Annotated in this window: 25 protein-coding genes; 10 read left to right on the top strand and 15 right to left on the bottom strand. The window is 55.4% G+C overall.

Going from position 1 to position 22350, the window contains the following annotated elements:
- Positions 1-2: 2 nt before the first annotated feature.
- From E1H13_RS07915 to E1H13_RS07895, 5 genes are all read right to left on the bottom strand, one after another.
- Complete coding sequence (locus tag E1H13_RS07915) at positions 3-2111, bottom strand: family 10 glycosylhydrolase (RefSeq protein ID WP_206070195.1); 2109 nt, start codon at positions 2109-2111, stop codon at positions 3-5.
- Between the two features lie 77 nt (positions 2112-2188).
- Positions 2189-2521, bottom strand: a complete 333-nt coding sequence (locus E1H13_RS07910; RefSeq protein ID WP_206070193.1) for a translation initiation factor — start codon at positions 2519-2521, stop codon at positions 2189-2191.
- A gap of 98 nt (positions 2522-2619) precedes the next feature.
- Positions 2620-3186 carry a Uma2 family endonuclease gene (locus E1H13_RS07905; protein ID WP_169612862.1) on the bottom strand — a complete coding sequence of 189 codons (567 nt, stop codon included), beginning with the start codon at positions 3184-3186 and terminating at the stop codon, positions 2620-2622.
- A 13-nt stretch (positions 3187-3199) separates the two neighbouring features.
- Positions 3200-4325, bottom strand: a protein-coding gene (gene prfB / locus E1H13_RS07900; protein WP_169612861.1) for a peptide chain release factor 2 whose coding sequence is annotated in 2 segments (ribosomal slippage) — positions 3200-4249 and positions 4251-4325 — 1125 coding nt in all. Because the reading frame shifts where the segments join, the coding sequence is not laid out codon by codon here.
- Positions 4326-4699: 374 nt separating this feature from the next.
- Positions 4700-5425: a Bax inhibitor-1 family protein gene (locus E1H13_RS07895; protein WP_169612860.1), complete on the bottom strand. Its 726-nt coding sequence runs from the start codon at positions 5423-5425 to the stop codon at positions 4700-4702.
- Between the two features lie 266 nt (positions 5426-5691).
- Here E1H13_RS07895 and E1H13_RS07890 point away from each other — a divergent pair, with 266 nt between their 5' ends.
- The gene (locus E1H13_RS07890; protein WP_169612859.1) at positions 5692-6192 is read left to right on the top strand and encodes a hypothetical protein; all 501 of its coding nucleotides are present in this window, start codon (positions 5692-5694) and stop codon (positions 6190-6192) included.
- Here E1H13_RS07890 and E1H13_RS07885 read toward each other — a convergent pair.
- The gene (locus E1H13_RS07885) at positions 6189-7487 is read right to left on the bottom strand and encodes a serpin family protein (RefSeq protein ID WP_206070191.1); all 1299 of its coding nucleotides are present in this window, start codon (positions 7485-7487) and stop codon (positions 6189-6191) included. The two genes, E1H13_RS07890 and E1H13_RS07885, sit on opposite strands and share 4 nt — an antisense overlap.
- Before the next feature lie 478 nt (positions 7488-7965).
- On the opposite strand from E1H13_RS07885, the gene E1H13_RS07880 reads away from it, so the two are divergent.
- Positions 7966-8829, top strand: a complete 864-nt coding sequence (locus tag E1H13_RS07880; RefSeq protein ID WP_169612858.1) for a hypothetical protein — start codon at positions 7966-7968, stop codon at positions 8827-8829.
- A gap of 10 nt (positions 8830-8839) precedes the next feature.
- The gene (gene thyX, locus E1H13_RS07875; protein WP_169612857.1) at positions 8840-10894 is read left to right on the top strand and encodes an FAD-dependent thymidylate synthase; all 2055 of its coding nucleotides are present in this window, start codon (positions 8840-8842) and stop codon (positions 10892-10894) included.
- Here the strand turns inward: thyX and E1H13_RS07870 are convergent.
- The 5 genes from E1H13_RS07870 to xseA form a co-directional block, all read right to left on the bottom strand.
- Positions 10883-11653 (bottom strand): DUF4058 family protein, encoded by a 771-nt coding sequence (locus E1H13_RS07870; protein ID WP_169612856.1) that lies wholly within the window; start codon positions 11651-11653, stop codon positions 10883-10885. The two genes, thyX and E1H13_RS07870, sit on opposite strands and share 12 nt — an antisense overlap.
- Positions 11654-11790: 137 nt before the next feature.
- Positions 11791-13584 (bottom strand): aspartate--tRNA ligase, encoded by a 1794-nt coding sequence (gene aspS, locus E1H13_RS07865; protein ID WP_169612855.1) that lies wholly within the window; start codon positions 13582-13584, stop codon positions 11791-11793.
- A 128-nt stretch (positions 13585-13712) separates the two neighbouring features.
- Positions 13713-14651: a glycosyltransferase gene (locus E1H13_RS07860; RefSeq protein ID WP_347404136.1), complete on the bottom strand. Its 939-nt coding sequence runs from the start codon at positions 14649-14651 to the stop codon at positions 13713-13715.
- 23 nt (positions 14652-14674) lie between these two features.
- Complete coding sequence (gene xseB, locus E1H13_RS07855) at positions 14675-14893, bottom strand: exodeoxyribonuclease VII small subunit (RefSeq protein WP_169612853.1); 219 nt, start codon at positions 14891-14893, stop codon at positions 14675-14677.
- Between the two features lie 475 nt (positions 14894-15368).
- Positions 15369-16607, bottom strand: coding sequence for an exodeoxyribonuclease VII large subunit (gene xseA / locus E1H13_RS07850; RefSeq protein ID WP_169612852.1), 1239 nt, complete (start codon positions 16605-16607; stop codon positions 15369-15371).
- A gap of 50 nt (positions 16608-16657) precedes the next feature.
- Between xseA and E1H13_RS07845 the strand changes: the two genes are divergently transcribed.
- Positions 16658-17218: a CPBP family glutamic-type intramembrane protease gene (locus E1H13_RS07845; protein ID WP_169612851.1), complete on the top strand. Its 561-nt coding sequence runs from the start codon at positions 16658-16660 to the stop codon at positions 17216-17218.
- Positions 17219-17528: 310 nt separating this feature from the next.
- On the opposite strand, the gene E1H13_RS07840 is transcribed toward E1H13_RS07845, so the two are convergent.
- The 4 genes from E1H13_RS07840 to E1H13_RS07825 form a co-directional block, all read right to left on the bottom strand.
- Positions 17529-17732, bottom strand: coding sequence for a hypothetical protein (locus E1H13_RS07840; RefSeq protein WP_206070217.1), 204 nt, complete (start codon positions 17730-17732; stop codon positions 17529-17531).
- A 537-nt stretch (positions 17733-18269) separates the two neighbouring features.
- Positions 18270-18473 (bottom strand): DUF433 domain-containing protein, encoded by a 204-nt coding sequence (locus tag E1H13_RS07835; RefSeq protein WP_240966526.1) that lies wholly within the window; start codon positions 18471-18473, stop codon positions 18270-18272.
- Positions 18474-18478: 5 nt separating this feature from the next.
- Complete coding sequence (locus tag E1H13_RS07830) at positions 18479-18829, bottom strand: DUF86 domain-containing protein (RefSeq protein WP_206070189.1); 351 nt, start codon at positions 18827-18829, stop codon at positions 18479-18481.
- Complete coding sequence (locus tag E1H13_RS07825) at positions 18810-19112, bottom strand: nucleotidyltransferase family protein (RefSeq protein ID WP_240966525.1); 303 nt, start codon at positions 19110-19112, stop codon at positions 18810-18812. The genes E1H13_RS07830 and E1H13_RS07825 overlap by 20 nt, the downstream gene beginning before the upstream one ends.
- 337 nt (positions 19113-19449) lie before the next feature.
- On the opposite strand from E1H13_RS07825, the gene E1H13_RS07820 reads away from it, so the two are divergent.
- The 6 genes from E1H13_RS07820 (at position 19450) to E1H13_RS07795 (ending at position 22246) form a co-directional block, all read left to right on the top strand.
- Positions 19450-19707, top strand: coding sequence for a DUF2281 domain-containing protein (locus E1H13_RS07820; protein WP_169612848.1), 258 nt, complete (start codon positions 19450-19452; stop codon positions 19705-19707).
- A 1-nt stretch (position 19708) separates the two neighbouring features.
- Positions 19709-20098 (top strand): type II toxin-antitoxin system VapC family toxin, encoded by a 390-nt coding sequence (locus E1H13_RS07815; RefSeq protein WP_169612847.1) that lies wholly within the window; start codon positions 19709-19711, stop codon positions 20096-20098.
- An 89-nt stretch (positions 20099-20187) separates the two neighbouring features.
- Positions 20188-20358, top strand: a complete 171-nt coding sequence (locus E1H13_RS07810) for a hypothetical protein (RefSeq protein ID WP_240966524.1) — start codon at positions 20188-20190, stop codon at positions 20356-20358.
- Between the two features lie 331 nt (positions 20359-20689).
- Positions 20690-21241 carry an RNA polymerase subunit sigma-24 gene (locus E1H13_RS07805; RefSeq protein WP_169612846.1) on the top strand — a complete coding sequence of 184 codons (552 nt, stop codon included), beginning with the start codon at positions 20690-20692 and terminating at the stop codon, positions 21239-21241.
- 277 nt (positions 21242-21518) lie between these two features.
- The gene (locus E1H13_RS07800; protein WP_169612845.1) at positions 21519-21764 is read left to right on the top strand and encodes a UPF0175 family protein; all 246 of its coding nucleotides are present in this window, start codon (positions 21519-21521) and stop codon (positions 21762-21764) included.
- Positions 21761-22246, top strand: a complete 486-nt coding sequence (locus tag E1H13_RS07795) for a DUF3368 domain-containing protein (protein ID WP_169612844.1) — start codon at positions 21761-21763, stop codon at positions 22244-22246. The genes E1H13_RS07800 and E1H13_RS07795 overlap by 4 nt, the downstream gene beginning before the upstream one ends.
- The last annotated feature ends 104 nt before the right edge of the window (positions 22247-22350 follow it).

Raw genomic sequence — 22350 nt, 5'->3', positions numbered from 1 at the left:
TACTAAGGTCGAGGTACTTGGCCAGTAAAGCTCTGCTGCAAAGTCGCTGTGCGGCTATCGAGGGTTTCTCGGGGGGCTGGCATCCAGAGGGATTCGTAGAAGAAGAAGGCCATACCGGCATAGTCGCGATCGCGTACTGCCACCATTTGATCGGTAATGTGATCCATGCCCACCGGAGCCGCTCGTAAGCCACTGAGGATGCCAATACTGGTGGGAATCCGCCGCCGAGATCCCTGGGCCGAGGGCTTATTCATTTCCCACATAAACCGGTTTTGGTCACTGCGGTACACCTGGATAATCATCTCATCCACAATGCCTCGGTTCACCCACTCCGGCCAGTCTTGCAGGTAATTCACATAGGCAAAGGGGTAGGGGTTGGGCGAAATGGATAGCACCGCCTGGGGCCGCCGGGCTTTCACCAGTTTGTATACCTCTTGTAAAAAGTCGGAAATCTTATTAGCTCGCCAGGCTAGCCACTCTGGATCCTGAGCGTTGGCGGGGGGGAGGCGACCATTGTGCTCGGCCCGGTACAGGTTAATGGTGTAGGGGTCATAGCCAAAGTCCACAGGCAAACCCAGATGGTCATCAAACTGGAAGCCATCCACCTCGTAATTCGTCACCAAATCGTCGATCAACTCCAGCATAAACTTCTGGACCTGGGGATGAAACGGGTTCATCCAGCGGCGGGGAATCACGCCCCCCTCCATCCAGATGCCAGGATCAAGGGTGGGGTCTGTCTCTGGTTCTTCTCCATCTAACTGGGCCTGCCAGGACTCCAGGGTTAATGCCTTGGTTTGGACCAGGTCCGGGGTGGGACGGCCTGGCACCTGAGCTCCCTGTAGTGCGGCTGTTAGCTGATCCCTAGCCTGAGGTGGGCGGCGATCGCCCCTGGAAACAGCCGGTCTCGGTTCTGCCAACCGCTGGGTGAACCAGTCAGGGTGACGACGATACAGCACATAGTTATCTGGGGCCATAAAGCCGAATTCAAACCAGGGCACCACCGCCATGCCCCGAGCGTGGCCAAAGTCGATGGCCTCTTGCATCATGTCCCGCTCTTCAGCGGCTTCCCCGGGGCGGGGGGGCCGCCGCTCTCCATAGAGAAAGTGACTAATGCCCAATTCTCGCTGGGCGGTGCGGCTGGGGTAGAGGGTGTAACCCCAGTTCCATACCACTGGGTAAAGGGTGTTGAAATTGAGGTCGGCCAGGCGATTGATCCCTGACTCTAGAGCCTCGGTGGAAAAGAGCACCTGGCTGTCGATGTTGGTCAGCCACACCCCCCGCAACTCGCGGTTGGGGGTAGCCACGGTCGTCGGTTGGACCTGGGCAATCCAGGCGGGGTCAATCCAGCGGCGCAGGTTGGGGTCGGGGGCGGCGCGACAGACCAGAGCCGCCGCTTCCCCCCGGGTTAGCCGCTGGGTTGGGTTGAGGCGATCGCCCTCTGGATAAGTCACCACCATGCCCTGGGCCAGGGCCGCCGCTACCCCTTCCCGGGCGTACTGGGGCACCTGCCGTCCATCCCTCAGGCTGGTGTTGATCAAGGTGTTGGCCGCCAGTTCGTAGTTGGCCCCTACCTTGGCTGCCAGGGCCATGATCGCCTCGGCCCGCACCAGGGGGCGGTCGGGCTGGTAATACTGGCTGGGATAGTGGGCCGCTACGGTAGGGGCCTCTGGAATCCCCAAGGCCCGCTCCAGGGGATTGGCCCAACCTCCCGATTGGGCTGGGGGACTGATCTGATTTAGTAACGCCACATAATCCCCCCAGAGGATGGGATCGTCGGGGTAAAAGCGTCCACTGGCATCGGCGGCAATCCACCGTTGCTGGGCCAGGGCGGTGATACAGCTAGCGGCCCAATGCTGGCGAATGTCGGTGGGAATCGCGATCGCTGGGGTGATCGGGCCATTATCGGTTGGCCACTGCTTGACCGCTGGCGAGGTGACCTGGGCTGCTGGGGTAGGCTTCGCTTGAAGCGGTGGCGTGCCCTGAAAGCCTAAAATTAACCCTAACACCGCCAAGAAACAGCCCAGTTGCTGCAACCGTCGCCACCCTAACCGATTCAAGCCCATCGTTTTCTCCACAACGCCAATGGTATCCCCATCAGCCGATCTGACCAACCGGCTAGATCAGCGTTAATTAGCACCTTCCCATGCCAAACTAATTGGCCTGGACTATCGGCTACTGCCACAAATTATTATCCACCGCTGCGTTTCGCTTGATAACCTTTGGCCACTAAAAGCTCCACCAGCGTTTGGGCGTGGTCTCCCTGAATTTCGATAACGTTATCTTTGGCCGTGCCCCCAGTGCCACACTGGGCCTTGAGCTGCTTAGCCAGAGTATTCAGCGTATCGGGCTTGTGCTGAAATCCGCTAATCACTGTGACAGTTTTGCCCCCTCGTCCCTTGCGGCTGACCTGTACTTTCAAGGTTTGCTGGTTAGGGGCGCGATCGGGCACCGCCCGTGCCATCGGATCGGGCTTGCCAAACTCGCGATAGACGTTGCGATTGCGATCTTTTCCTTTAGCCATAGGGGGGGTGGACGTCATGTCAGCTGCCTTACAGCATAGAACAGAACGAAAATAAGATGGCAAGCCCTTACTCTATCTAACGATTTGGCTATCCTCTGTCACACCTGAAAAATATCGGCGATCGCAGTGCTAAATCCTGGTAGTAGAGGAGACGATAGGGTATCACCTACCAGAAGCGTGCTGACCAGCTGAAGCTGGGCGTCAGTGCGGCGATAAATCTCCAGGGTTTTGAGTTGCCAGTTGACGATCCAGTACTCTTGCACACCGTAGCGGGAATAGAGCTTTGGCTTGACCTCTTTGTCCCGTTGTTCATTTAAGTCTCCTGGCGAGAGAATTTCAATCATCAATTCTGGAGCGATAGTTAGATGTCCGGCATCGTCCACACCATTGGCTAAGCGCCCTTGGCTAACCCATGCGACATCGGGAATGACGGCATCAGTCGGCGAGAAAATTACCCCTGGTGCTTGAAATGCTGCCCCCAACTTAGTTTGTTCAGACCAAAGGTCTAACCGTACGTGTAATTTTCCGGCTGCGCCCTGGTGGCGGATGTGGGGGGCACGGGTCACGTAAAGCTCTCCGTCAATCAATTCGTAGCGCTTCCAACCACCATCATCGGGCATGGCAGTCAGATCACGAATTGTCCAAGGCTGGAAGTTAGTAACCATGCCTGATTTTCCCTTAAACTGTCTGCTCCTGGAGCACCTGATTGTCTTGACGCAGGTAGGCTTGAATAAACGCCTCCAGCTCACCCGCCATTACATCGTCGATGGCGGTGGTTTCCACCCCCGTGCGCAGATCCTTCACCATTTGGTAGGGGTGAAACACGTAGTTGCGGATTTGGTTACCCCAGGCGGCTTCTACCATGTCGCCGCGAATTTCGGCGATTTCTTGAGCCTGTTGTTCCTGGGCGATAATCAACAGTTTCGCCTTAAGGATAGCCATCGCCTTTTCCCGGTTCTGCAGCTGCGATCGCTCTTGGGTACAGCGCACTGAAATTCCTGTAGGCAGGTGGGTAATGCGTACCGCCGTTTCCACCTTATTGACGTTTTGGCCCCCCGCCCCACCAGACCGAGAGGTTTTTATGTCCAGATCTTTGTCGGGAATATCCAACTCGATACTGTTATCTAAAATCGGCATCACTTCTACCCCGGCAAAGCTGGTCTGTCGCTTGCCATTGGCATTAAACGGGGAAATCCGCACCAGCCGGTGAGTACCCTTTTCAGCCTTCAGGTAGCCAAAGGCATAGCGGCCAGTAATTTCCAGAGTGGCCGACTTCAGGCCAGCCTCCTCTCCTTCTGACAGTTCTACCAGGTGTGCCTGGTAACCCTGTTGCTCAGCCCAGCGGGTATACATGCGCAGCAGCATTTCGGCCCAGTCTTGGGCGTCGGTGCCCCCAGCCCCGGCATTGATGGTGAGCACGGCCCCTCGCTTGTCAAAGGGGCCAGACAGCAGCTGTTGCAATTCCCACTGGTCCAGGGCGTGGGTCAGCTGGGCAACATTGGCCTGAGCTTCCTGGAGCAGGGCGTCGTCGTCGTCAGCCTGCAATAGTTCTAAAACTGCGGCGGCATCCTCTAGGCTGGTTTGCCAGTCACTCAGCTGGCTAAGATTGGCCTTGTAATCACTCAGCTCCTGTAGCGTGTCTTGGGCGGTGGTTTGGTCGTCCCAAAAGTCGGGCTGAGCCGCCAATTGCTCTAAATCTTGAATTTTGGCTTCCAGGGCCGGAACGTCAAAGATACTCCTGGGCTTTACCCAGGCGCTCAGTGAGCTGATCGAGATCACGTTTTAGATCGACGGTATCAAGCATGGGGAAGGTGGGTGAAGGGTTAAGAGGTGAAGAAGTAGGGGGTGGGGGAGATGGGGAGGGTGGGGGAGATGGGGAGGGTGGGGGAGATGGGGAGGGTGGGGGAGATGGGGGAATTTTGGATTTTGGATTTTGGATTTTGGATTTTAGATTTTGGATTGAAATCGTAGGGCGCATTAGCGGTAGGGGTCTTGGTCTTGGTGGTTAACCTAGGGCCGCAATGCACGGGCTGGTGGGGTGGTTTTGGATTTCAGATTTCAGATTTTGGATTTTTCTTTTTTCGTTCTGCTACGCAGGGGCTACGCCCTACGTTTTTCATCCCTCCCCTGTGGTGGGCGGTGCTCACCACAGGGGAGCATCTGCTCCAGAAGGTCACCCTAATCGCGGTTGATGGCAATCAGCAGCCGCAGAATAAACACAAACAGGTTGATGTAGGTCAAGTACATCGACAGGGCCGCCGACAGGTACTGCTCGTCTTTGTAGGTGCGGGGCAGAATGAAAAAGTCAACCACTGACGCGCCCACAAAAATCAGTACCCCAAAGCCGGAAATGGCGATATCGAGGAACTGAGGAACGGGACCGCCAAACAGGGTAAAGATAAACTGACCGACCACCGCCAGCAGCACACCCACTACCCCAAGTCCCACAGTGCGGGTGAGGGCAAAACCGTCTTCTTCAGACAGGTTAGAGCCAATTTGCCGAGCGGCGATGAAGACGACACCACAGGCCAGGGCAGCAGAACCAATGCCAGCGATACCTACCCCGGCAGTGCCCAGAGCTACGGCGATTAGACCGCTGAGGGTGTAGCCGGTGAGCAGGCTGTAGGTGGCCAGCAGCGGCAGGGCAGTACTGTTGTTGCCCTTGGCTGCAATATTGCTAGCCACAAAGAACAGGGCGATTTGGGCAATTAGCGCCACCCAAAAAGTTGGCATAAAAATGCCGGGGTTGTTGGTCATTACCCCTAAACCGCCAAAGGACCCTAGGGCGGTGATGATTAACCCGCCGCCCACAAAGGGTAGGGCGTTTTTAATCACGTTTGGCCCCACTAGGGCTTGACCCTGGGCCTTTTGAATGGCTTCACGAAAGTTACTAGTGTTACTCAAAGCCTTATCCCCTAGAACACAATAGATATAAGTCAACCATACCCAAAGCTAGCAGCAGCAAATGTAATGAAATGCCAAAGGCGATACCGCTGTGACATCTAGTCAGCGGGCCGAACCCCGCGAAAGTATTAGCTTTAGGTGTAATTTGATTGGTAATGACTTATGTAAATTCTAGTCAATTTTCTTGAATTAGGGCACCTATCCCCAGGTTCGGACATCCGTAGCTATAGCGCTACGTTTGATGATTGATACATTGGAGCACCACCATGGAGACGCCTACTGAGGGGGCAGATCGCCCCCGGTCACTGAGATATCCCAAGAAATATTTCAAGTTTTGGATTCAAACTGGTCTGATGACCGCCCTGATGGTGTTACCTAACTTAGGTACAGCCTTCGCCCAAACCACTACCGCCTCAAATGTGATTATCATTCGGCGGCGACCACCCGTGGTGATTTGGCCCTATCCCCGTCCTGCATCGGAAACGGAAACGGTGCGGGTGGAGTTTGACGCTCAGGGGACGGAATGGGGGGCAGTGTATTTGGATGGACGGTTGATCTATCGGCCCCACAATTTTGATCGCCGCAAGACGATTCACCTGCGCCCGGGGGGCTATCGCCTGGAAATTACCGGGGTGGTGCGATCGGATCTGTGGGCCAGTGGTTATTTGGATATTGGCCGCGATTCCTCGCAGATTGTGGTGGTGCGGTTTTCTAAGACCGGCGGGGTCTCGGTGTCTGGGAGTCCTTATGTTTGGATCCCAGATTAGCGGGGGTCAGCGATCGCGCCCATGAACAGTAGGCTACCGGTGTGGCGATCGCGGATAGCCGCAAAGAAAGGCCGGTCTACTTCCATCGTGAAGGGTTCCTCCTCCGGAATCATAATCGAGGTGGGCATGATGCCAATCGACGTGGCGGCGGCGGCTTCCGTCCCCTCTTCAGTGACATCGATAAAGGTTTTGTGGCGTACCTGGTTGATAAATGACTCTAGCTCGGTCAGGTTAGAGAAATCGGCCCGACCGGCTTCAAAGGCAATGCCCATGCCCAGTGCCTCCAGGGCTGGAATCAAATCCGCCTCATAGGCAAACTGAAATCGGGGCAGCTGAATTTCCCCATCCTGTCGCCGCATTTGCTGCATCCACTGTTGCCAGGTGGCGGGGGTAAGTTGGGCATAAAAGTCGTCCAGGTCGGTGCCTTCGGCTGGCAAAATTACCTCGAAGCTGAGGGAACCGTTGCCATAGGGCAGGCTAATGGCCTGGAATTGGTCGGTTTCCAGATAGAAGTAGTTGCCCCCCTGCACCATGCGAGGGTGCTGAATTTCGGTGCCGTCGGCCAGGGTAAAGGGGCGATCGCGAGTTAGTTCGGCCTCGAATGCTTCAGCCCAGTCCCCCTTGAAGTACACCGCATTAATCAAAAACATCAGTTGGTCCGGGGGAATGTCGTCCACGATGGTAGGAATGCGATCGCGGGTTTCCGCCTTTACCCAGTCATTGATCTGGTCCTTGGCGGCGGGGTCGCTGAAGTTCAGGTGTGCCACTTCGGCCCCATAAGCCCCCTCTACCCGTCGGATAAAGGCCTCGTACACGGGTAGGTTTTGGTTAACCCACAGGGAATTGGCGATGGCCAGGTCCACCTCTGGGTCTAGACCCACCAGATAACGGCTGAGGGCCTGGTTGGCCTGGTTTACCTGGTCCAGATCCATCCCCTGTAGGCCTAGTACCTCCGCCATGGCAGTTTGGGTTTCAGCCGCCGCCCCGTTATAGGCCATGGCCAACGCCATCCCCACGCTGGTGGGAGACACCAGCACATTATCGGTAGGAGATTGCTGGCGCAGTTGCTCAAACAGGCCAAAGCCGAACTCAAGGTTAGCCTGGGTCAATTGATCATCCACAGCCGTCGCCTCAGTCACATCATCAGTTTCAGCGGGGGCAGGCCGGACCTCAGTCTGGGCATCAGCTGCAGCGTCCAGGGAAGGGCGAGCCTCAGCTGTCCATAGCTTCAGCCCCAGGGTTAGGGCCACAGTACCGCCCAGTAAGGCGACCCAGCCGATCCATCGGTATTGCATGACACAAGGATTGGTTAACGATGGTTCTACCTTGCCACGACTGCCGGTGAATCTTAGCCTGGTTTCAGGAATGGAAACCTCAGAATTGATCAGCCCTATAATGATTCAGCCTTGCTTAGGAAATTTCTGAGAAAGACAATCCCGCTTGTTGCCAGCAATCGTAGCCTTCGTAGGGTGGGCATTGCCCACCATTGGGGAGACTGGTTTCCAGATGCTACTTAAGCTCCCAGGGTGCTTGGATCTATCCACGGTGAATCTCGGAGTATTCCAAGGCAAAACCCTGGGAGCTGTACCGGCATTCTAGTATTCTAAAGCTGAAGGAACTCACCGATGTGCTAAGGCCCAAACCCTGGACACACCGGGAGTTACCCTCTACCTGCTGCGCCCGAGCTACGCCCTTCTGCCTTCTACCTTCTGCCACTCACCCGCCTAAGCTAAGAAAGTAAAATCTGCTAATCCCCTACCTGTTGTCAATCCTGTGGTTTACCCCATTGCTTCCATCAAACAGCTTCCCCGTCCCAGGTTGCCGGGCGATCATCCCTGGCTCGCCCAGGGGCTCTCTGGGCTGAAACAGCCTGTGGTCCATAGCTTGCGCCAGCAAAACCCCTACCTCTGGGGACTGGGGTTGGGCAGCTTTACCCTGGGGCTGGTGAATGGCGCTTTGGTGATATCGGCGGGGATAGGACTAGTGGCTTACCAACAGTTTTTGGCGCTGTCGCCTGCCCAGTGGCAAACCTGGAAGCAGAAATTGCAGCAGACCCTGCCGCTGCCCAAAACGACACGGCAGCAGGCGTTGGTGTTCAGTGTGGGAGCGTGGGCCAGCACCTATACCCTGACGGCCCTGTGGCATAACACCCATTCCCTACTTTTGGCCCTGATTTTAACCGGCCAGTCTGCCTTAATGTTGTTTGTTGTGGCGGCTCTGTTGCGATCCAACGATGCCCGATTTCCGGCTCCCGGGGCAGTAAACTCTCAGCCTCCAGCCCCCCAGAGCGAGCCCATATACGCCTTTGAACAACGCCTGGAGCAGTTGAGCCACAGCGATCCCCTGCAGCGGTTGGTGGCGGTCCGGCAGTTGCTGCGGTTGGCCGCGGTGGCCCAGCAAGAGGTTGGGGTCGGGGTATCGGCGCGATCGCACCTGATCGACTGTTTCCACCTGATGCTGGCCCACGAACCGGAACCCATTGTGCGCAGTGCCGTGCGGGAGGGGTTAGCCCAACTGCGCCAGTCGCCCCAACTGCCCGAAGGGCCAGCCCCCCTGCCCGAAGCCGCCGCCCAGGCCCCGGCAGAACGCCAATGCCAGCGGGCCACCGTGGACTATGTTGAATATTTAGACCTCTGAGGCTACCCCTATGGATCGGTTTACGGTGGAGGTGATCTCCCAAACCCCCAACCCCCAGCAGACCATGTATGCGGCCATGCACCAGGACTATGCTGAGGGGTTTGTAGCCCATGAGCGGGGGCAGTGGCCCAGCGAACAGCGCTGCGGCCAGGTCCTGGTTACCAATTTACTCAAGGGCGGTCGCGGCCACTATGGCCCCCTGGAACATCCTCAAATGGTGCTGAATATCGGCTGGTTTCCCCACAGCACCATGCAACAGATCCGTACTCACCGGGTCGGCGTTTCTTTTGACGTACAGTGTCTGGCTGGGGATACCGAAGTTACCTTTGTTCATGCCTCGGGTCGGCTACGAAAAATTAAAATAGCTGACCTGTACGACCTCTGGACCAATGGCGAAAAGGCTGTTCGGCAGCGCAAGCAGCGTGGTCGCCAGGGCGAACCACCTGGAACCTACCGCCGGGACTGCAAAAGGCGCCTGAAGAAAATGCGGCTACGGGTGCTCAACGAAGACACTGGCGTGTTTGAAATTGGCCATCTCCAGGATGTCATGTGCACTGGTCTACAGCCCGTTTATCGCCTGACGTTGGCGGACGGCAAAACCCTGGACTGCACCACCAACCACCGCCTCTATACGTCCCAGGGCTGGCAGCACATGGGGGATGCCCTAGGGCTTGTCACCGATGCCAACCACCAGGTTTTGGCCACCACCAAATCCTGCCAACTCATGACCAATGGAGTTGTCCGTCCTGATGCGCTCTATAGCCAAAAACCCTGGCTATCAGCTCAGATCGATCAAGGGCTAACCGCCAGACAAATCGCGGAACAGTGCGGCTGCTCTGCCGAAGTCATTCGCCACTGGGCTAAGCGATACGATCTCCAACTGCCCTCCGGACGACAGCGGGGACCCAAGATAGTGGCAGGCAACGGCCTGTATCGCGACAAAGCTTGGCTTCAGGCTCAGCTAGCGCTGGGGCTGCACGCTGATGAGATGGCTGCTTTAGCAGGCTGCTCTGTGGAATCGGTGAAAAAATGGGTTTACACCCACGGGCTAACACTCAACCGGCGTCCACCGGGCACCGACACTCCCTGGAATAAAGGCCGCAAAGGGTATCGACTGACTCTGTCGACAGAAAGCATGGAGCAGCGTCGAGCTAATGCCAGGATGTTTACTAAACGTGGCGCTGACTCCAACTTTTGGAAAGGCGGTACCGCCACTGAGAGAGAGCTTATTGGAGCCTGGACCCGCCAGATTGCTCCGCAGGTACATGCTAAGTTCAACTACATTTGCCAACGTTGTGGCGAATCTGGGGGTAGCCTACACGCCCATCACTTAGTGCCAGTGTTTGCCGACGAATCCCTGGCCTACGAGTTTGACAACTTGGTTTCGCTCTGTAAGCCCTGCCACGAAGACCTCCACCAAAACCATTTAGAAGCCGAATTCGCTATCAGCTTTCAACCCATCTTAGAACCCAGTGGTTGGGCGGCTAAGCCGAAGCCTCCAGGGCGTAAGCTGAAGGCCCACCCGGTAGAGGTTGTCGCTGTGGAGTACCTGGGGATGCAGACGACCTACGATCTGGAGGTGGAAGGCCCCTGGCATAACTTTGTGGCCAATGGGGTAGTGGTTCACAACTCCTTTCGCTATACCGGCCAGCGCATCCTGGATGTGGTGGATGGCAAGCGCGACGTAGAAGAAGTCTTTTATCTGCGGCCTGTGGGCTTTTACAGCGATCGCCAGGGCAAGAAGTACGAATACACCCCTGAGGCTCGCCAGCAGGATGTGGACTGGTGTCTGGAGGCCAGTCGCCGCTACAAGCAGCGCATTGAGCAGGGCTTTGCCGAAGAACATGCCCGGGGGCTAATTCCCTTTGATATTCGCCAGCACTGGGTGATGTCGGCCAATGTGCGATCGCTGATGCACCTGCTAGATCTGCGTTGGAAAGCTGATGCCCAGCTGGAAGCCCAGAAAATGTGTGAAGCAATCTGGCCTCACTTTCAGGCCTGGGTCCCGGCGATCGCTGCCTGGTACGAAGAGAATCGACTGAAAAAAGCTAAGTTAGCCCCTTAACTGGCATAACTCAGCAGCCCAAGCAGCATCGTCTTCTTTGAGGGGTGGCTTAGCTGACTGGCGATAATCGATAGCTAGTTGGTACCGGCCTTTGTCATAAACTCGGTTTAGCAAGGGCTGAATAGGCAGCGTCGGCTCTGGTTCCCCTGCAAGTAGAGGAATGGGCACAGGCGGGATTGGCTGTCTGAGGTTGAACCGGTAGAGATCTGCCCTGGGTCGTTGAGTGCTACGGCACACGAGGATCCGATAGTCACTGGAGGCCGCATCTGATAAAGGGGGCGGCTGCCCACCACGCAGCAGGTCAATTTCTACTAAATGGGAGGCGCTGGCCAGCACTTGATTCCGTTTCCGCAAATAAGCCGTGCGGCCTTCCCCCGAGCGCTTATTTTTAGGCGAGAGCAGCTCAATCACAGTCACCACTTGGCCAGTGGTAACTTCGCGAATTTCCAAATAGCGTTCGGTGATTTCTGCAGCCATGGGGACCGTGACGGTCTCGGGTTGTACCGGTAGGGCTAGGGTGGCAGTTGAACTGGCAGGTTCAGCCGTGCGCCCTGTCGCTACTGCTACATCGGGAATTCCCACCAGCAAGCTGCCCTCATCACTGCTGAGGTAGGTGCGCTTTTCAATTTCAACCCGGAATCGCTGGTCTAAATGGTCTACCAGGTCATCCGCGATCGCCACGATCAACCGGCTGTGGACCGCTGACCATAGCTCTGGATTTTCAAGGTAGGGATCCATCCCCGGAAATGGTGACGCCATGGCAACCCCCTTGCCCTCTGCCTTTTACCTTCTGCCCTTTGCCCCTTTCCCCTCCGGGGAGGCTTCGCCAACGACAAGCTCAGGGCATGCTTTTGCCTTCTGCCTTTTGCCTTCTACCTTCTACCTTCTACCTTTCCCTACTCGTCCGCTTCCGGGTCGTAAGTGGAGGCCACGGATAGCTCCTTCAGTTGGGCCTCGTCCACAGAGGAGGGGGCCTGGGTGAGTAAGCAGCGAGCTTGCTGGGTTTTGGGGAAGGCGATCGCATCGCGGATCGACTCTTCTCCGGCCATCAACATCACCAGGCGATCCAGGCCATAGGCGATGCCGCCGTGGGGCGGGGTGCCATACTCAAAGGCTTCCAACAAAAAGCCAAACTTATCCTGGGCTTCCGCCGTAGACAGGCCGATGGTGTCAAAGACCCGTTGCTGCACCTCTGGCTGGTAAATCCGTAGGCTACCGCCGCCAATTTCGTAGCCGTTCAGGACCAGGTCGTAGGCCACAGCCCGGGCTGTGCCGAGGTCGTCCATGTCATCGGGGTGGGGAGCCGTAAACGGGTGGTGCAGGGCCTCCAGGCGCTGCTCGTCTTCGTTCCACTCAAACATGGGAAAGTCAGTAACCCAGAGCAAATTCAGCTGGTCAGCGGGAATCAGGTCCATCTCCTTGGCGATCGCCTGACGCACCCGATCCAGGGTGGCGTTGACGATGTCGGTAGGGCCAGCCCCAAACAGCAGCAGGGTACCCTCGGTGGCCCCAGTGCGACTGAGCAGTTCCTGCATTTGGTCGGGGGCCAGGTTATCTTTAATCGCCCCAATGGTGTCGATCGCCCCCTCGGCCCGCACCCGGATGTAAGCGAGTCCTTTAGCCCCAGCGGCGGCGGCAATTTTGAACAGGTCACCGCCGGGCTTGATCCGCACGTTAGAAATTTGCTCATTCCCCCCCGGGATCGGTAGCACCTTGACAATTCCCCCGGCGGCCACCGCCCCAGAAAAAACCTTAAAACCGCAGTCTTGCACCAAATCAGACACATCCACCAGTTCTAGGCCATAGCGGGTGTCGGGCTTGTCGGTGCCGTAGCGATCCATGGCCTCGGCGTAGGTGAGCCGGGGAAAGGGCTGGGGAATATCGCGCCCCTGCACAGTCTGAAAAATATGGGCCACCAGTGCCTCGTTCAGGGCCAGGATTTCATCCTGGTCCATAAAGCTCATTTCCATGTCCAGTTGGGTGAACTCCGGCTGGCGATCGGCCCGCAGGTCTTCGTCCCGAAAGCAGCGGGCAATCTGGTAGTAGCGATCCAGCCCGGATACCATCAGCAGTTGCTTGAACAACTGAGGCGACTGGGGCAGGGCATAAAATTCCCCTGGGTTGACCCGGGAGGGCACCAGGTAGTCCCGCGCCCCCTCGGGGGTAGAGCGGGTCAGCACCGGGGTTTCCACTTCCACAAAACCTTCGTCATCTTCCAGGAACCGACGCATGGCCTTGATCACCCCGTGGCGAATCTGCATGTTGTGGGCCATCCGCTCTCGCCGCAGGTCCAGGTAGCGGTAACGCAGGCGCAGGTCCTCCCGCACAGGTTCGACATCGGCGGTGGATACCTGGAACGGCAAAGGTTTACGCACCGCATTCAATAGCTCGATGGTGTCGGCGTAAATTTCCACTTCCCCCGTGGGCAGTTTGGGATTAAGGGACGCCTCTGGGCGCTGGCTGACCCGCCCCTGCACCTTGACTACGTACTCGTTCCGGAGTGGGTCCGCCTGGGGATAGGAGACGGGGGTGCGTTCGGGGTCGCTGACGATTTGCACTACCCCGGTGCGATCGCGTAGGTCAATAAAAATCACGCCCCCATGGTCGCGGCGGCGATCGACCCAGCCAAATAAGGTAACGGTTTCGCCAAGGTGACTGGCCTGAAGGGTGCCGCAGTAGTGGGTGCGCATAATAATAGTTGGACGAGCTAGAAGTTCAAAACCTTCCCATTATCTAGGATAGTGGCTGAGCTGAGAACCTACTGCACCTGAAAAGCGGCAAAAGAAATATTGCCATCGCCATCGGCAGCCAAGATACCCTAGCTTTGGTGCTGCATCTCCTGGTAAGCGGCATACACCCCCTGGACGTTATACCAGTTGAGAAACACCCGCGCTAGTTCTAGGGCCAGTTGGGGCTTGCCCTGATCGATCAGCCACCGCAGTAGGGGGGCCATCGTGTTTTCATTCAGGCGGCCCCCCAGGGACAGCCCTCCCCACAAAATCCGGTGTAGCCAGGTCATCTGAATCATCATCTTCACTTCCGGGGTGGGGTGCTTCTGGTAAAACAACACCCCCATGCGCCCCCGCTGAATCTCTTTGTCAATCAGGCTAGGTACATCATCGAGGGAAAACGGCGGATGCCAGTGATAGCCTACGGCTTCAGGTACCTTGACCAGCGATAATCCCAGGTTTTTTAGCCGCACCCCCAGTTCCAGATCCTCCCAGCCGTAGAGAGTGAACTGGGTATCAAATAGCCCTGCTGCCTGTAGCCAGTGCTTGGCGATCGCCACATTACCCGTGGCAAAAAAGGCCTGGGAATAGTCGGTGATTTTAAAGGGCTCAGCGGTGGGGTTCTCGAAGTTGCTGGTGTTGACCACCCGACCATAGGTGAAAACGCGATCGTGTCCCTGCTTTTGGTAGGCCCCCTGCAACGCTGTGGCATGGGCCTGCAAAAACCCTCCCAGCACCACCAGGTCGCTGTCAATGAAGATAATCGTATCCCCCTGGGCCACCTCTACGCCAAAATTACGCGCCGCTGCCGGCCCTTTGTGGTCTTGCTCAAACAGACGCCCATGGGGAAACTCCGCCTCCTGCTGCCGCAGCCAATCCACCGTGCCATCGGTGGACCCGTCATCGACCACCACGACTTCGTAGCCATCAATCAGGCTGCTATCAAACACCTGGTGCTCTAAGGCCTGCAGGCACTTTTCCAGAATCGGCTTGCGGTTATAGGTGGGAATAACAACGCTGAAAAACACGGGTGAGCCTCCAAACGGCTTCATTATCCTAGCGTTTCAATCAGCAAATCCACCTGTTGCTGCTTCTCTTGCAGATAGCCCTCGCATTGCTTCAGGGCCTGCACTGCCTGCTCGAACTGGGTGAGCACCTCTGCCAGGGGCAAGTTACCCGATTCGAGGTCGGCAATGATCGCCTCCACGGTGGCGACGGTCTCTTCGTAGCTCCAGGGGTTGGGCTTTGCTGGGGTTGATTTCTTTGGCATGGGAGGGCGGGATGCGAAGTGCAAAATTCAAAATTCAAAATTTTAAACCTCTTCCTACCCTACCCTGTAGGACGCCGCTTACGTGCGCTGCACACGCTTCGCGTTCCATGTCGCTTGCGAAACGCGTCCACCACCCATCACCTCTCGTCGTGATTCCTCGTCAGGGCGGACGCCCCCATCCATCACCCCATTCATCTGTCTTCCTGCGTTACCAATCCCCCCCAGGGCGGACACATGGGTCCGCCCCTACGCCATTCCTTCATTTATTCCCTCTCAAAAGCGGTGCATTGCGGCCCCAGGTTAACCACCAAAGCCCAGACCCCGACCGCTAATGCACCTTACGATTTCAATCCAAAATCCAAAATCCAAAATCCAAAACTCCCGGCCCCCATCCCTCTCACCTCTTCACCTCCCTACCTTCCCCACCTCCCCACCTTCCCTACCCTACGGGAAGCCGCTCCGCGTCTACACCCCATCACTCCCCCACCTCCACCACCTCCACCCTCAACTCCCCCCTGGCCAGCTGCACTTGCAACTGCTGTCCGGGGGTCACCTGACGGGCATCCGTCACCAGTTGATCGGCCCCGTCGCGCACCAGGGCATAGCCCCGACGTACCACTGTGTCGGGGTCGAGGGTGGATAGATGCTGGCTCAATGCTTGGGTGCGATCGCGGGCTTGCCGTAATTCCACCTGTACGCCCTGGCGCAGGCGACGTTTCAGCTGGTGCAGGTGGGTTAACTGCTGCTCCACCTGTTGATCCAGGCGAGTTCTGACTAATCGCTGGGCCAGGTAGCGGGTATTGTCCTGGGCGGCATTTAAGTGTTCTGCCACCAGGGACTGCACCAGGGCCGCCCGCTGGCGATGGGCTTCGATCAAGTCAGCCAGGGCCGGGACTACTGCGATCGCCGCCGCCGTGGGGGTATGGGCACACCAGTCGGCCGCCAGATCCGCTAAGGACTCATCCCGCTGGTGGCCAATGCCGGTCACCACGGGGATCGGACAATTTGCCACTGCCCGCACCACCCGCTCGTCATCAAAACATTCCAAATCTTCCGTGGCCCCACCCCCCCGCGCCAAAATCAGCACCTCGGCTCGGCCATCGGCCACCACCCGCTCGATCGCCGCCACAATCGACGCTGGTGCACTGTCCCCCTGGACGGTCGCTGGGGAAAAGACGATATGTAGCCCGGGATGATGCTGCCGCAGCGATCGCTGGATATCTCCCCAGGCCGCCGCCTGGGCCGACGATACCACCGCAATGGTTTTGGGTAGGGCAGGCAGAGGGCGCTTAAACTCGGGGTCAAATAACCCTTCTGCCGCTAACCGCTGTTTTAATTGCCGGTAACGCAATGCCTTCAGTCCATCGCCACCGGGCAACACCTGCCACACCGTCAGTTGGTAGCTGCTGCGCTGGGGATAGATCTTCACCGTGCCCAGCGCAATCACCTGATCGCCCACGGCAGGGATGGTCGTCAATCGAGTAAATTGGCTGCGCCAGGCCACACAGCTCAACGCCGTTTTGTCGTCTAGGTCCGTCAGGGTAAAAAACAGACCCTTAGGGTGGTTGTTGGCACTGGAGACTTCCCCCACCACCCAGACCTGGCGCAGGGTGGGGTCTTCTTCTAAAACCGCTTTGATGTAACCCACCAGACCAGCCACGCTAACGGCAGTAGGACTGGTAGCTAACTCAGTATCGTATTTCATGGCGGTCATTCCTCATAGACCTGTTTACCATGGGAAGGGATGTCACCCCATGTTGACCTGTGGATAACCTGCGACTCCGGGCCTATATTACCTTCAGGCTGGTGAAGCACCGACTGGTCAAGGCCGTTATCACCTGGCCAACTTGGCCCGACTGGTGGTTGGCGGCGCAGCTGACTGTTGTCTTTGCGGTGATTATCATCCCGTTGGGATTAGCCACTCAACTGTTAACCCCTACCCTCGCGGATGTCTCTGGGGCGGGCTATTTAACCCTGGCGGCGCGGCTGCTGGTTATTCCGGCGATCGCTGAAGAGGTCTTTTGGCGAGTTCTGCTGCTGCCCCACCGCACAGAAATTGTGGATACGCGCAAGCGTTGGGCCGTAGGATTACCGATGCTGGGCCTGTTTGTGCTGATGCACCCGCTCAATGCCATGACCTTCTACCCGATCGCATTCACCACGTTTACCCATCCGATGTTTTTACTAGCAGCCGGTCTGTTGGGACTATTCTGTACGATCACCTATTGGCGATCGGGCTCGGGGTGGATACCGGTGGCCATGCACTGGCTGGTGGTGACGGTGTGGCTGATGTTTTTAGGTGGGTATGGGCGATTGCTAGCCTAACTAAAGACTAGGGCAACTAGAGTTTTTGTACTATTCGCTTTTCTGGCCAACACTTTTCTGGCCAACAGCTATAACGTTCTACGCCCCAGCGTATTAAGGGAAATCGAAAGTATTTTACCGGGGTTACTGGAATCAACACTCCGGACAGTTTTTGAAAGCCAACGGTAGAATAAGGGTTTTAGTCCTCTCCTGCCGTAGTCTAGCCAACGAGAAACCACGGGTTTCAGCGCTTGTCCGGAAAAGTGTCCGGACTATTGGGAATGCACCGCTGATGCCAAACCGAAGTTCTAAATCAGCGGTGCTTCATGACCTAAAGCCCCTGGCGGGAAGCTAGCTTTTCGGCATCAGCCTGGGTCTGGTGCAACAGGCTTTGACGGCTATCTCCCTTTAGGTTCAGGGAGGGAACCAGATTACGAGCCTGGAGGGCCATGTGCAGTTGCAAATGGGCGACGTAGTCGGAAAAGTCGTCGCGGGTCGCGGTCAGGGATGCGGTGGTATGCTCTGACGGTGCCACGGTAACTGCCTCTCTAGTGTTAAACATCGATAAATATGCAACGGTATTGAAACTAACATAGGCGGTGTGCACCTCCCAGACTACGCAAAGAAGCTTAACGGTATGTCACATAAGCCATAGCAGAACAATGTCCTGGTTTACGCTGAGCTCCGTGCCCTCCCCACTGTGGTGCTACCGTGTATACACATCTCGGCCCTCACCCCCAAGCCCTCTGGACAGGCTACGCCAACAGTCCCCCTCTCCCAAAAGTGGGCGTAGCTTGCTTCTCGAAGAGGGGAGGAGGCCAGACAAGTCTTTCGGGCTCCCCGTCCTGGGAGTAGGCCGTAGGACGCGCGTAGCAGGGGTTGGGGGATGTAGAGCTTGCGCTTCCCGCAGGGTGGGAAAAGCACTAGCGGCAAAGGTTCTGGGACTTATGTGTACACAGTAGCCACTGTGGTGGGAGGTGATGAGGGTATTAATTTCGTCTGGGTGGGCTTGGTAATAAACTTGGGCTGCTAGCAGATCAAAGGGGGTTAAGCCGGGGAAGTTATGGATTAGTTATCCTTCACCCATGCCTTGCTGAGATAGAGAAACTAACGTCCACACAGCAATGCGGGTGTTGCGGATGCAGGCGTGACCACCGGCTACACCCGGCGTTTTTTTGACGATGTGACTTAGGAGGGCCGCCTGAAATGCCTGAGAATCTTCCAAGGATAGGGCCGAGACGGCTTCTGCCAAGGAGTTTGCCAGTTGGGGGTTCATTGCTTTTAAGAGACTACCAACAGTTTTTTTAGGGGTTCAACAAGGGCTGGCAGATTATTCTGAGCAGTTTCCCATACGATCGCCAGGTTCACCCGAAAATACTCATGAGCCATCATATTTCGCATGTCGCTCATTTGTCGCCACGGTAGATCTGGAGCCAGGGCTTTGATGTTGTCAGGAATATTGGCTGAGGCTTCTCCAATGACAATGAATTGGTAGACGATGGACTCTGCAAGGATGGTGTTGCTAGAAAAGGTTTCAAAATCAAGGCTATCTAAGCGCTGTTGAATCAAGTCAATGGCACTTAAAATATCTTGCACACGTAGCTGCCAACCTCTAGAAGACACGAATAGCATCCTCCAGCACAGGCTCTCTTAGGTGCTCTTTGAGGGAATCCGTAGTGCCCAGGTCAATAGAGCGCTCTAACAAGTCTTCTAGAAAATATTGAACGTCGAGCAACTGGAAGAGGCCGACGGGCTGGGAGAACTCTATGAGAAAGTCAATGTCGCTGGCGGGGTTAGCCTGGTTGCGGGCGACAGAGCCAAATAGGTCAAGGGATTTGACCCCCATGGTTTCAAGGGTGGCTTGGTGGGCTTTGACCAAGGTCAAAACATCGTTACAGCTTGGGGGACTAGCCATGACCAGGATTTACCGGAGATATAGTAATTATCTCAAAGTTTGCGAGCGATCGCACCCACGGGAGATCGCACCACAAAGACGCAACGGTAGCTTTGGCTCGGTGGCGACATCAATCTTTGCCCTCTTACCCCACTGTTGCAACCGAAAGACGCCCCTCTGAAGCAACAGTGCCATAATGTCTGCAGGTATAGCGGGTTACGACCATGGAAGCCGTCAAGGTTATGGGCACCATTGATGAGCGGGGGCAACTCACGCTCAATCAGCCTCTAGAATTGGTTGAGAATAGTCGGGTCGAGGTCATCATCATAAAAAACTCACTAGCTGAGGAGGTTTACCAATGATTCAGCCTTTTATCTTAGAAAAACTGGAAGCGTTGCCTGAGTCATTGCAGAATGAGGTGCTTCATTACATTGAGTTTCTTTCTGAGAAATATACTCGAACTGACTTAGATACTCTGAAAAATCTCTCAGACACTTTTCGAGGTCTGACAGAGGCAGAAGCTGAAAAACAATATGGCTATGGCAGTATGGTAGGCCAAATTATTATTGCTGACGATTTTGATGAGCCGCTGGAAGAATTAGCGGATTATATGTAATATGGCAGTGCTGCTAGATACCCATGTTGTGCTTTGGTATGTTACGTCTGACAATAGGTTGAGTAACAGAGCCAGGGAAATTATTAAAGCCAAGACGGGTCTATTCTTCAGTATGGCTAGCCTCTGGGAAATTTCTATCAAGCTAAATATTGGCAAGCTTCAGATGACGTCTTCCTTTGATGATCTGTTAGTGAGGCTTGAATTTATCAAGGCTAAGATTTTACCCATAGAGATTGAAGATGCAAAAGCTTATATTAGTCTGCCGCTAATACCAGAGCATCGCGATCCGTTTGATCGACTTTTAGTTGCTCAGGCTTTGAATCGTTCGCTTATATTAGTCAGTGAAGATGAAAAGTTTGATTTTTACCCGATTGAGCGGATATGGAAATGATCAGCCATTTAGGTTGGGTTGAGGTCACGAAACCCAACGCCAGCAATAGTTTCGTTGGGTTACGCTATCACTAACCCAACCTGCGGCTAATGCTGCAATCCTGGCGTGAGCGGCTGGTGGCGGCGGGCAAGACCAAAATGGCCATTGTCGGAGCCGCCATGCACAAGCTCATTCGCATTGTCTACGGCGTGTTAGCCTCCGGCCAACAGTATGACCCAACGAAACTGCTGCCCCCTAAATTGGCCTCAGCAACCCCTTGACGGCCCAAGGCCAACACAGTATCTGAGGTCTGGTGGTGGAAATTTACCGCAGTTGTCAACAGCATGTAGACTGCTTGGAATTCACCAATCAAGTGTAGGTTGGGTGGCGCGTCAGCAGAACCCAACAAGATTTAGATTGCCGACTCGTGTTAGATGACCCTGCATTTCACGCAACATACATTGGCTACCCTTTTTTTCCAAATCTTTACCTAAAGGTATCTAGGTAGTAAAGGTTTGCCAAGGTATCAAATCTCAGAGGTGAGCGGTTGAATACTAGCTTCACTTCTTATGCTTCAGTTCTTTTGATTCTCGTTTCTGGAGAAACCGCCACATGGATATGAAGGGAGTTGCTAAGGCAGCTGGTCAGGTCAATGAAGTGCGATCGAACTTGAAAACGGCTGAGGCCGTTATCAACACTGGGGCAGCGGCTGGCGCTGCCGTGAGTGCAGCAACAGGTTTATCTGTAGCAGCAACTTCGGGAGCTGGGATCACTTCTGGGTTGGCAGCAGCGGGTGGTGTGGTTGGCGGTGGTATGGCCGCAGGCCCAGCTGTTTTAGCTGCAGGCCCGGCGTATACAGGGGCAAAGATCATCAACAACACCCTCTTCAAAGATGAGCCCGGTTTGGACAATCAGGAACGAGATGCACGTTCGATAGCTCGCAAAGCGACAGGGCTTGGGGCCGCAGCTGGTGTAGCTGGAGCAGGTGCGGCCACCGTTGCAGGCGGCGCTTCAGGCGCTGCAATTATGAGCACACTGGCCGGTATTGGTGGTGTAGTAGGTGGTGGTGCTATTGCTGGTACAGCAGTAGTTGCCTTGGCTCCAGTTGCGGCAGCAGGTGCTATTGGCTATGGAATTTATAAAATTTTTGGAGGGAAAAAGTAAAACCTTGTCTGCACAATAACCGGACTGTGCAGTACTACCGGTGCCGGAGTTGCACTCGTAACTTTAACGGCTGCACAGGAACACCATGGCCCACCGCAGAGCCGCAATAGTAAATTTGGCTTGGTGGCAACATTGATGTTTGTTCTCTCACCCCACGGCTGAGGCTGAACGATACCCCCCTGAAGCAACGGTGTCATGAGTAATGGGCCGCATACCGTCGCGACTCTATAGACTCACTATAATGATGGCAAGCTTTCTAAGGCGCGATAGGCCAGGTATGAGTGTCTTAATCTCTGATGATATTTTGCAGGCGGCTCAGATTTCTGAGGTTGAGCTAAAGCGAGAAATTGCTATTTTGCTGTTTCAGCAGCAGAAGCTGGGGCTTAGCAAAGCCAGAGAACTGGCAGAAATGCCGCTAATTGAGTTTCAGCGAGAGCTAGCTGATCGGGGAATTGTAGTTTACGACGACGAAGCTGGCTTTCAGGCAGAAGTTGAGAATCTACAAGCTTGGGGTGATTTGTGACCGTTGTTAGCAATACCTCACCCATTACCAACCTGGCAGCTATTGACCAACTTCACCTACTCCATGAGATTTACGGCACAATTTTGATTCCTCAGGCTGTTTACGATGAGCTTACAGTTTTAGATCGGCCTGTGCCAGGAACAGCAGAAGTTCAAATGTTTGATTGGATCAAGGTGCGACAAGTGAGCGATCGCATTCAAGTGGCCAGTCTCAGACAGGTAGTTGATGCGGGTGAAGCAGAAGCGATCGCTCTCGCCTTAGAACTTTCAGCAGAGCGGTTGCTGATTGATGAAGCATCAGGGCGTGCCCTTGCAGAGTCACTGGGGATAAGAATTACTGGAATCTTAGGGGCGTTGTTGATTGCCAAGCAGCGCGGCTTATTTTTATCTGTTCAACCTCTGATAGAAGATTTAATTCAAAAAGCAGGTTTTCGACTTAGCTCTGGATTATATCGACTCGTTTTGGATAATGCAGGTGAGTAATGTTGTTTTGAAGGTTACAGAAACCGACGGAGACGCCCACCTCTGAGCATTGTTTTTAAATGCGATCGCTCTATGCAAATTGCTTTCCTACTGAGGCCGACGGG

It is taken from the genome of Nodosilinea sp. P-1105, from assembly GCF_012911975.1.
GTDB lineage: Bacteria > Cyanobacteriota > Cyanobacteriia > Phormidesmidales > Phormidesmidaceae > Nodosilinea.
The sequence above is the reverse complement of the archived record's forward strand: the minus strand, read 5'-3'. Positions and strand labels throughout refer to the sequence as shown.

What these genes read in the sequence shown, in the direction of transcription:
- E1H13_RS07910 (WP_206070193.1), bottom strand. Translation starts at nt 2,521, where the DNA reads ATGGCTAAAGGAAAAGATCGCAATCGCAACGTCTATCGCGAGTTTGGC.
- E1H13_RS07830 (WP_206070189.1), bottom strand. Translation starts at nt 18,829, where the DNA reads ATGCTATTCGTGTCTTCTAGAGGTTGGCAGCTACGTGTGCAAGATATT.
- E1H13_RS07835 (WP_240966526.1), bottom strand. Translation starts at nt 18,473, where the DNA reads ATGAACCCCCAACTGGCAAACTCCTTGGCAGAAGCCGTCTCGGCCCTA.
- E1H13_RS07810 (WP_240966524.1), top strand. Translation starts at nt 20,188, where the DNA reads ATGCTGCAATCCTGGCGTGAGCGGCTGGTGGCGGCGGGCAAGACCAAA.
- E1H13_RS07870 (WP_169612856.1), bottom strand. Translation starts at nt 11,653, where the DNA reads ATGGCGTCACCATTTCCGGGGATGGATCCCTACCTTGAAAATCCAGAG.
- thyX (WP_169612857.1), top strand. Translation starts at nt 8,840, where the DNA reads ATGGATCGGTTTACGGTGGAGGTGATCTCCCAAACCCCCAACCCCCAG.
- xseB (WP_169612853.1), bottom strand. Translation starts at nt 14,893, where the DNA reads ATGCCAAAGAAATCAACCCCAGCAAAGCCCAACCCCTGGAGCTACGAA.
- E1H13_RS07805 (WP_169612846.1), top strand. Translation starts at nt 20,690, where the DNA reads ATGGATATGAAGGGAGTTGCTAAGGCAGCTGGTCAGGTCAATGAAGTG.
- E1H13_RS07820 (WP_169612848.1), top strand. Translation starts at nt 19,450, where the DNA reads ATGATTCAGCCTTTTATCTTAGAAAAACTGGAAGCGTTGCCTGAGTCA.
- E1H13_RS07885 (WP_206070191.1), bottom strand. Translation starts at nt 7,487, where the DNA reads ATGCAATACCGATGGATCGGCTGGGTCGCCTTACTGGGCGGTACTGTG.
- E1H13_RS07905 (WP_169612862.1), bottom strand. Translation starts at nt 3,186, where the DNA reads ATGGTTACTAACTTCCAGCCTTGGACAATTCGTGATCTGACTGCCATG.
- aspS (WP_169612855.1), bottom strand. Translation starts at nt 13,584, where the DNA reads ATGCGCACCCACTACTGCGGCACCCTTCAGGCCAGTCACCTTGGCGAA.
- xseA (WP_169612852.1), bottom strand. Translation starts at nt 16,607, where the DNA reads ATGACCGCCATGAAATACGATACTGAGTTAGCTACCAGTCCTACTGCC.
- E1H13_RS07825 (WP_240966525.1), bottom strand. Translation starts at nt 19,112, where the DNA reads ATGGCTAGTCCCCCAAGCTGTAACGATGTTTTGACCTTGGTCAAAGCC.
- E1H13_RS07800 (WP_169612845.1), top strand. Translation starts at nt 21,519, where the DNA reads ATGAGTGTCTTAATCTCTGATGATATTTTGCAGGCGGCTCAGATTTCT.
- E1H13_RS07815 (WP_169612847.1), top strand. Translation starts at nt 19,709, where the DNA reads ATGGCAGTGCTGCTAGATACCCATGTTGTGCTTTGGTATGTTACGTCT.
- E1H13_RS07890 (WP_169612859.1), top strand. Translation starts at nt 5,692, where the DNA reads ATGGAGACGCCTACTGAGGGGGCAGATCGCCCCCGGTCACTGAGATAT.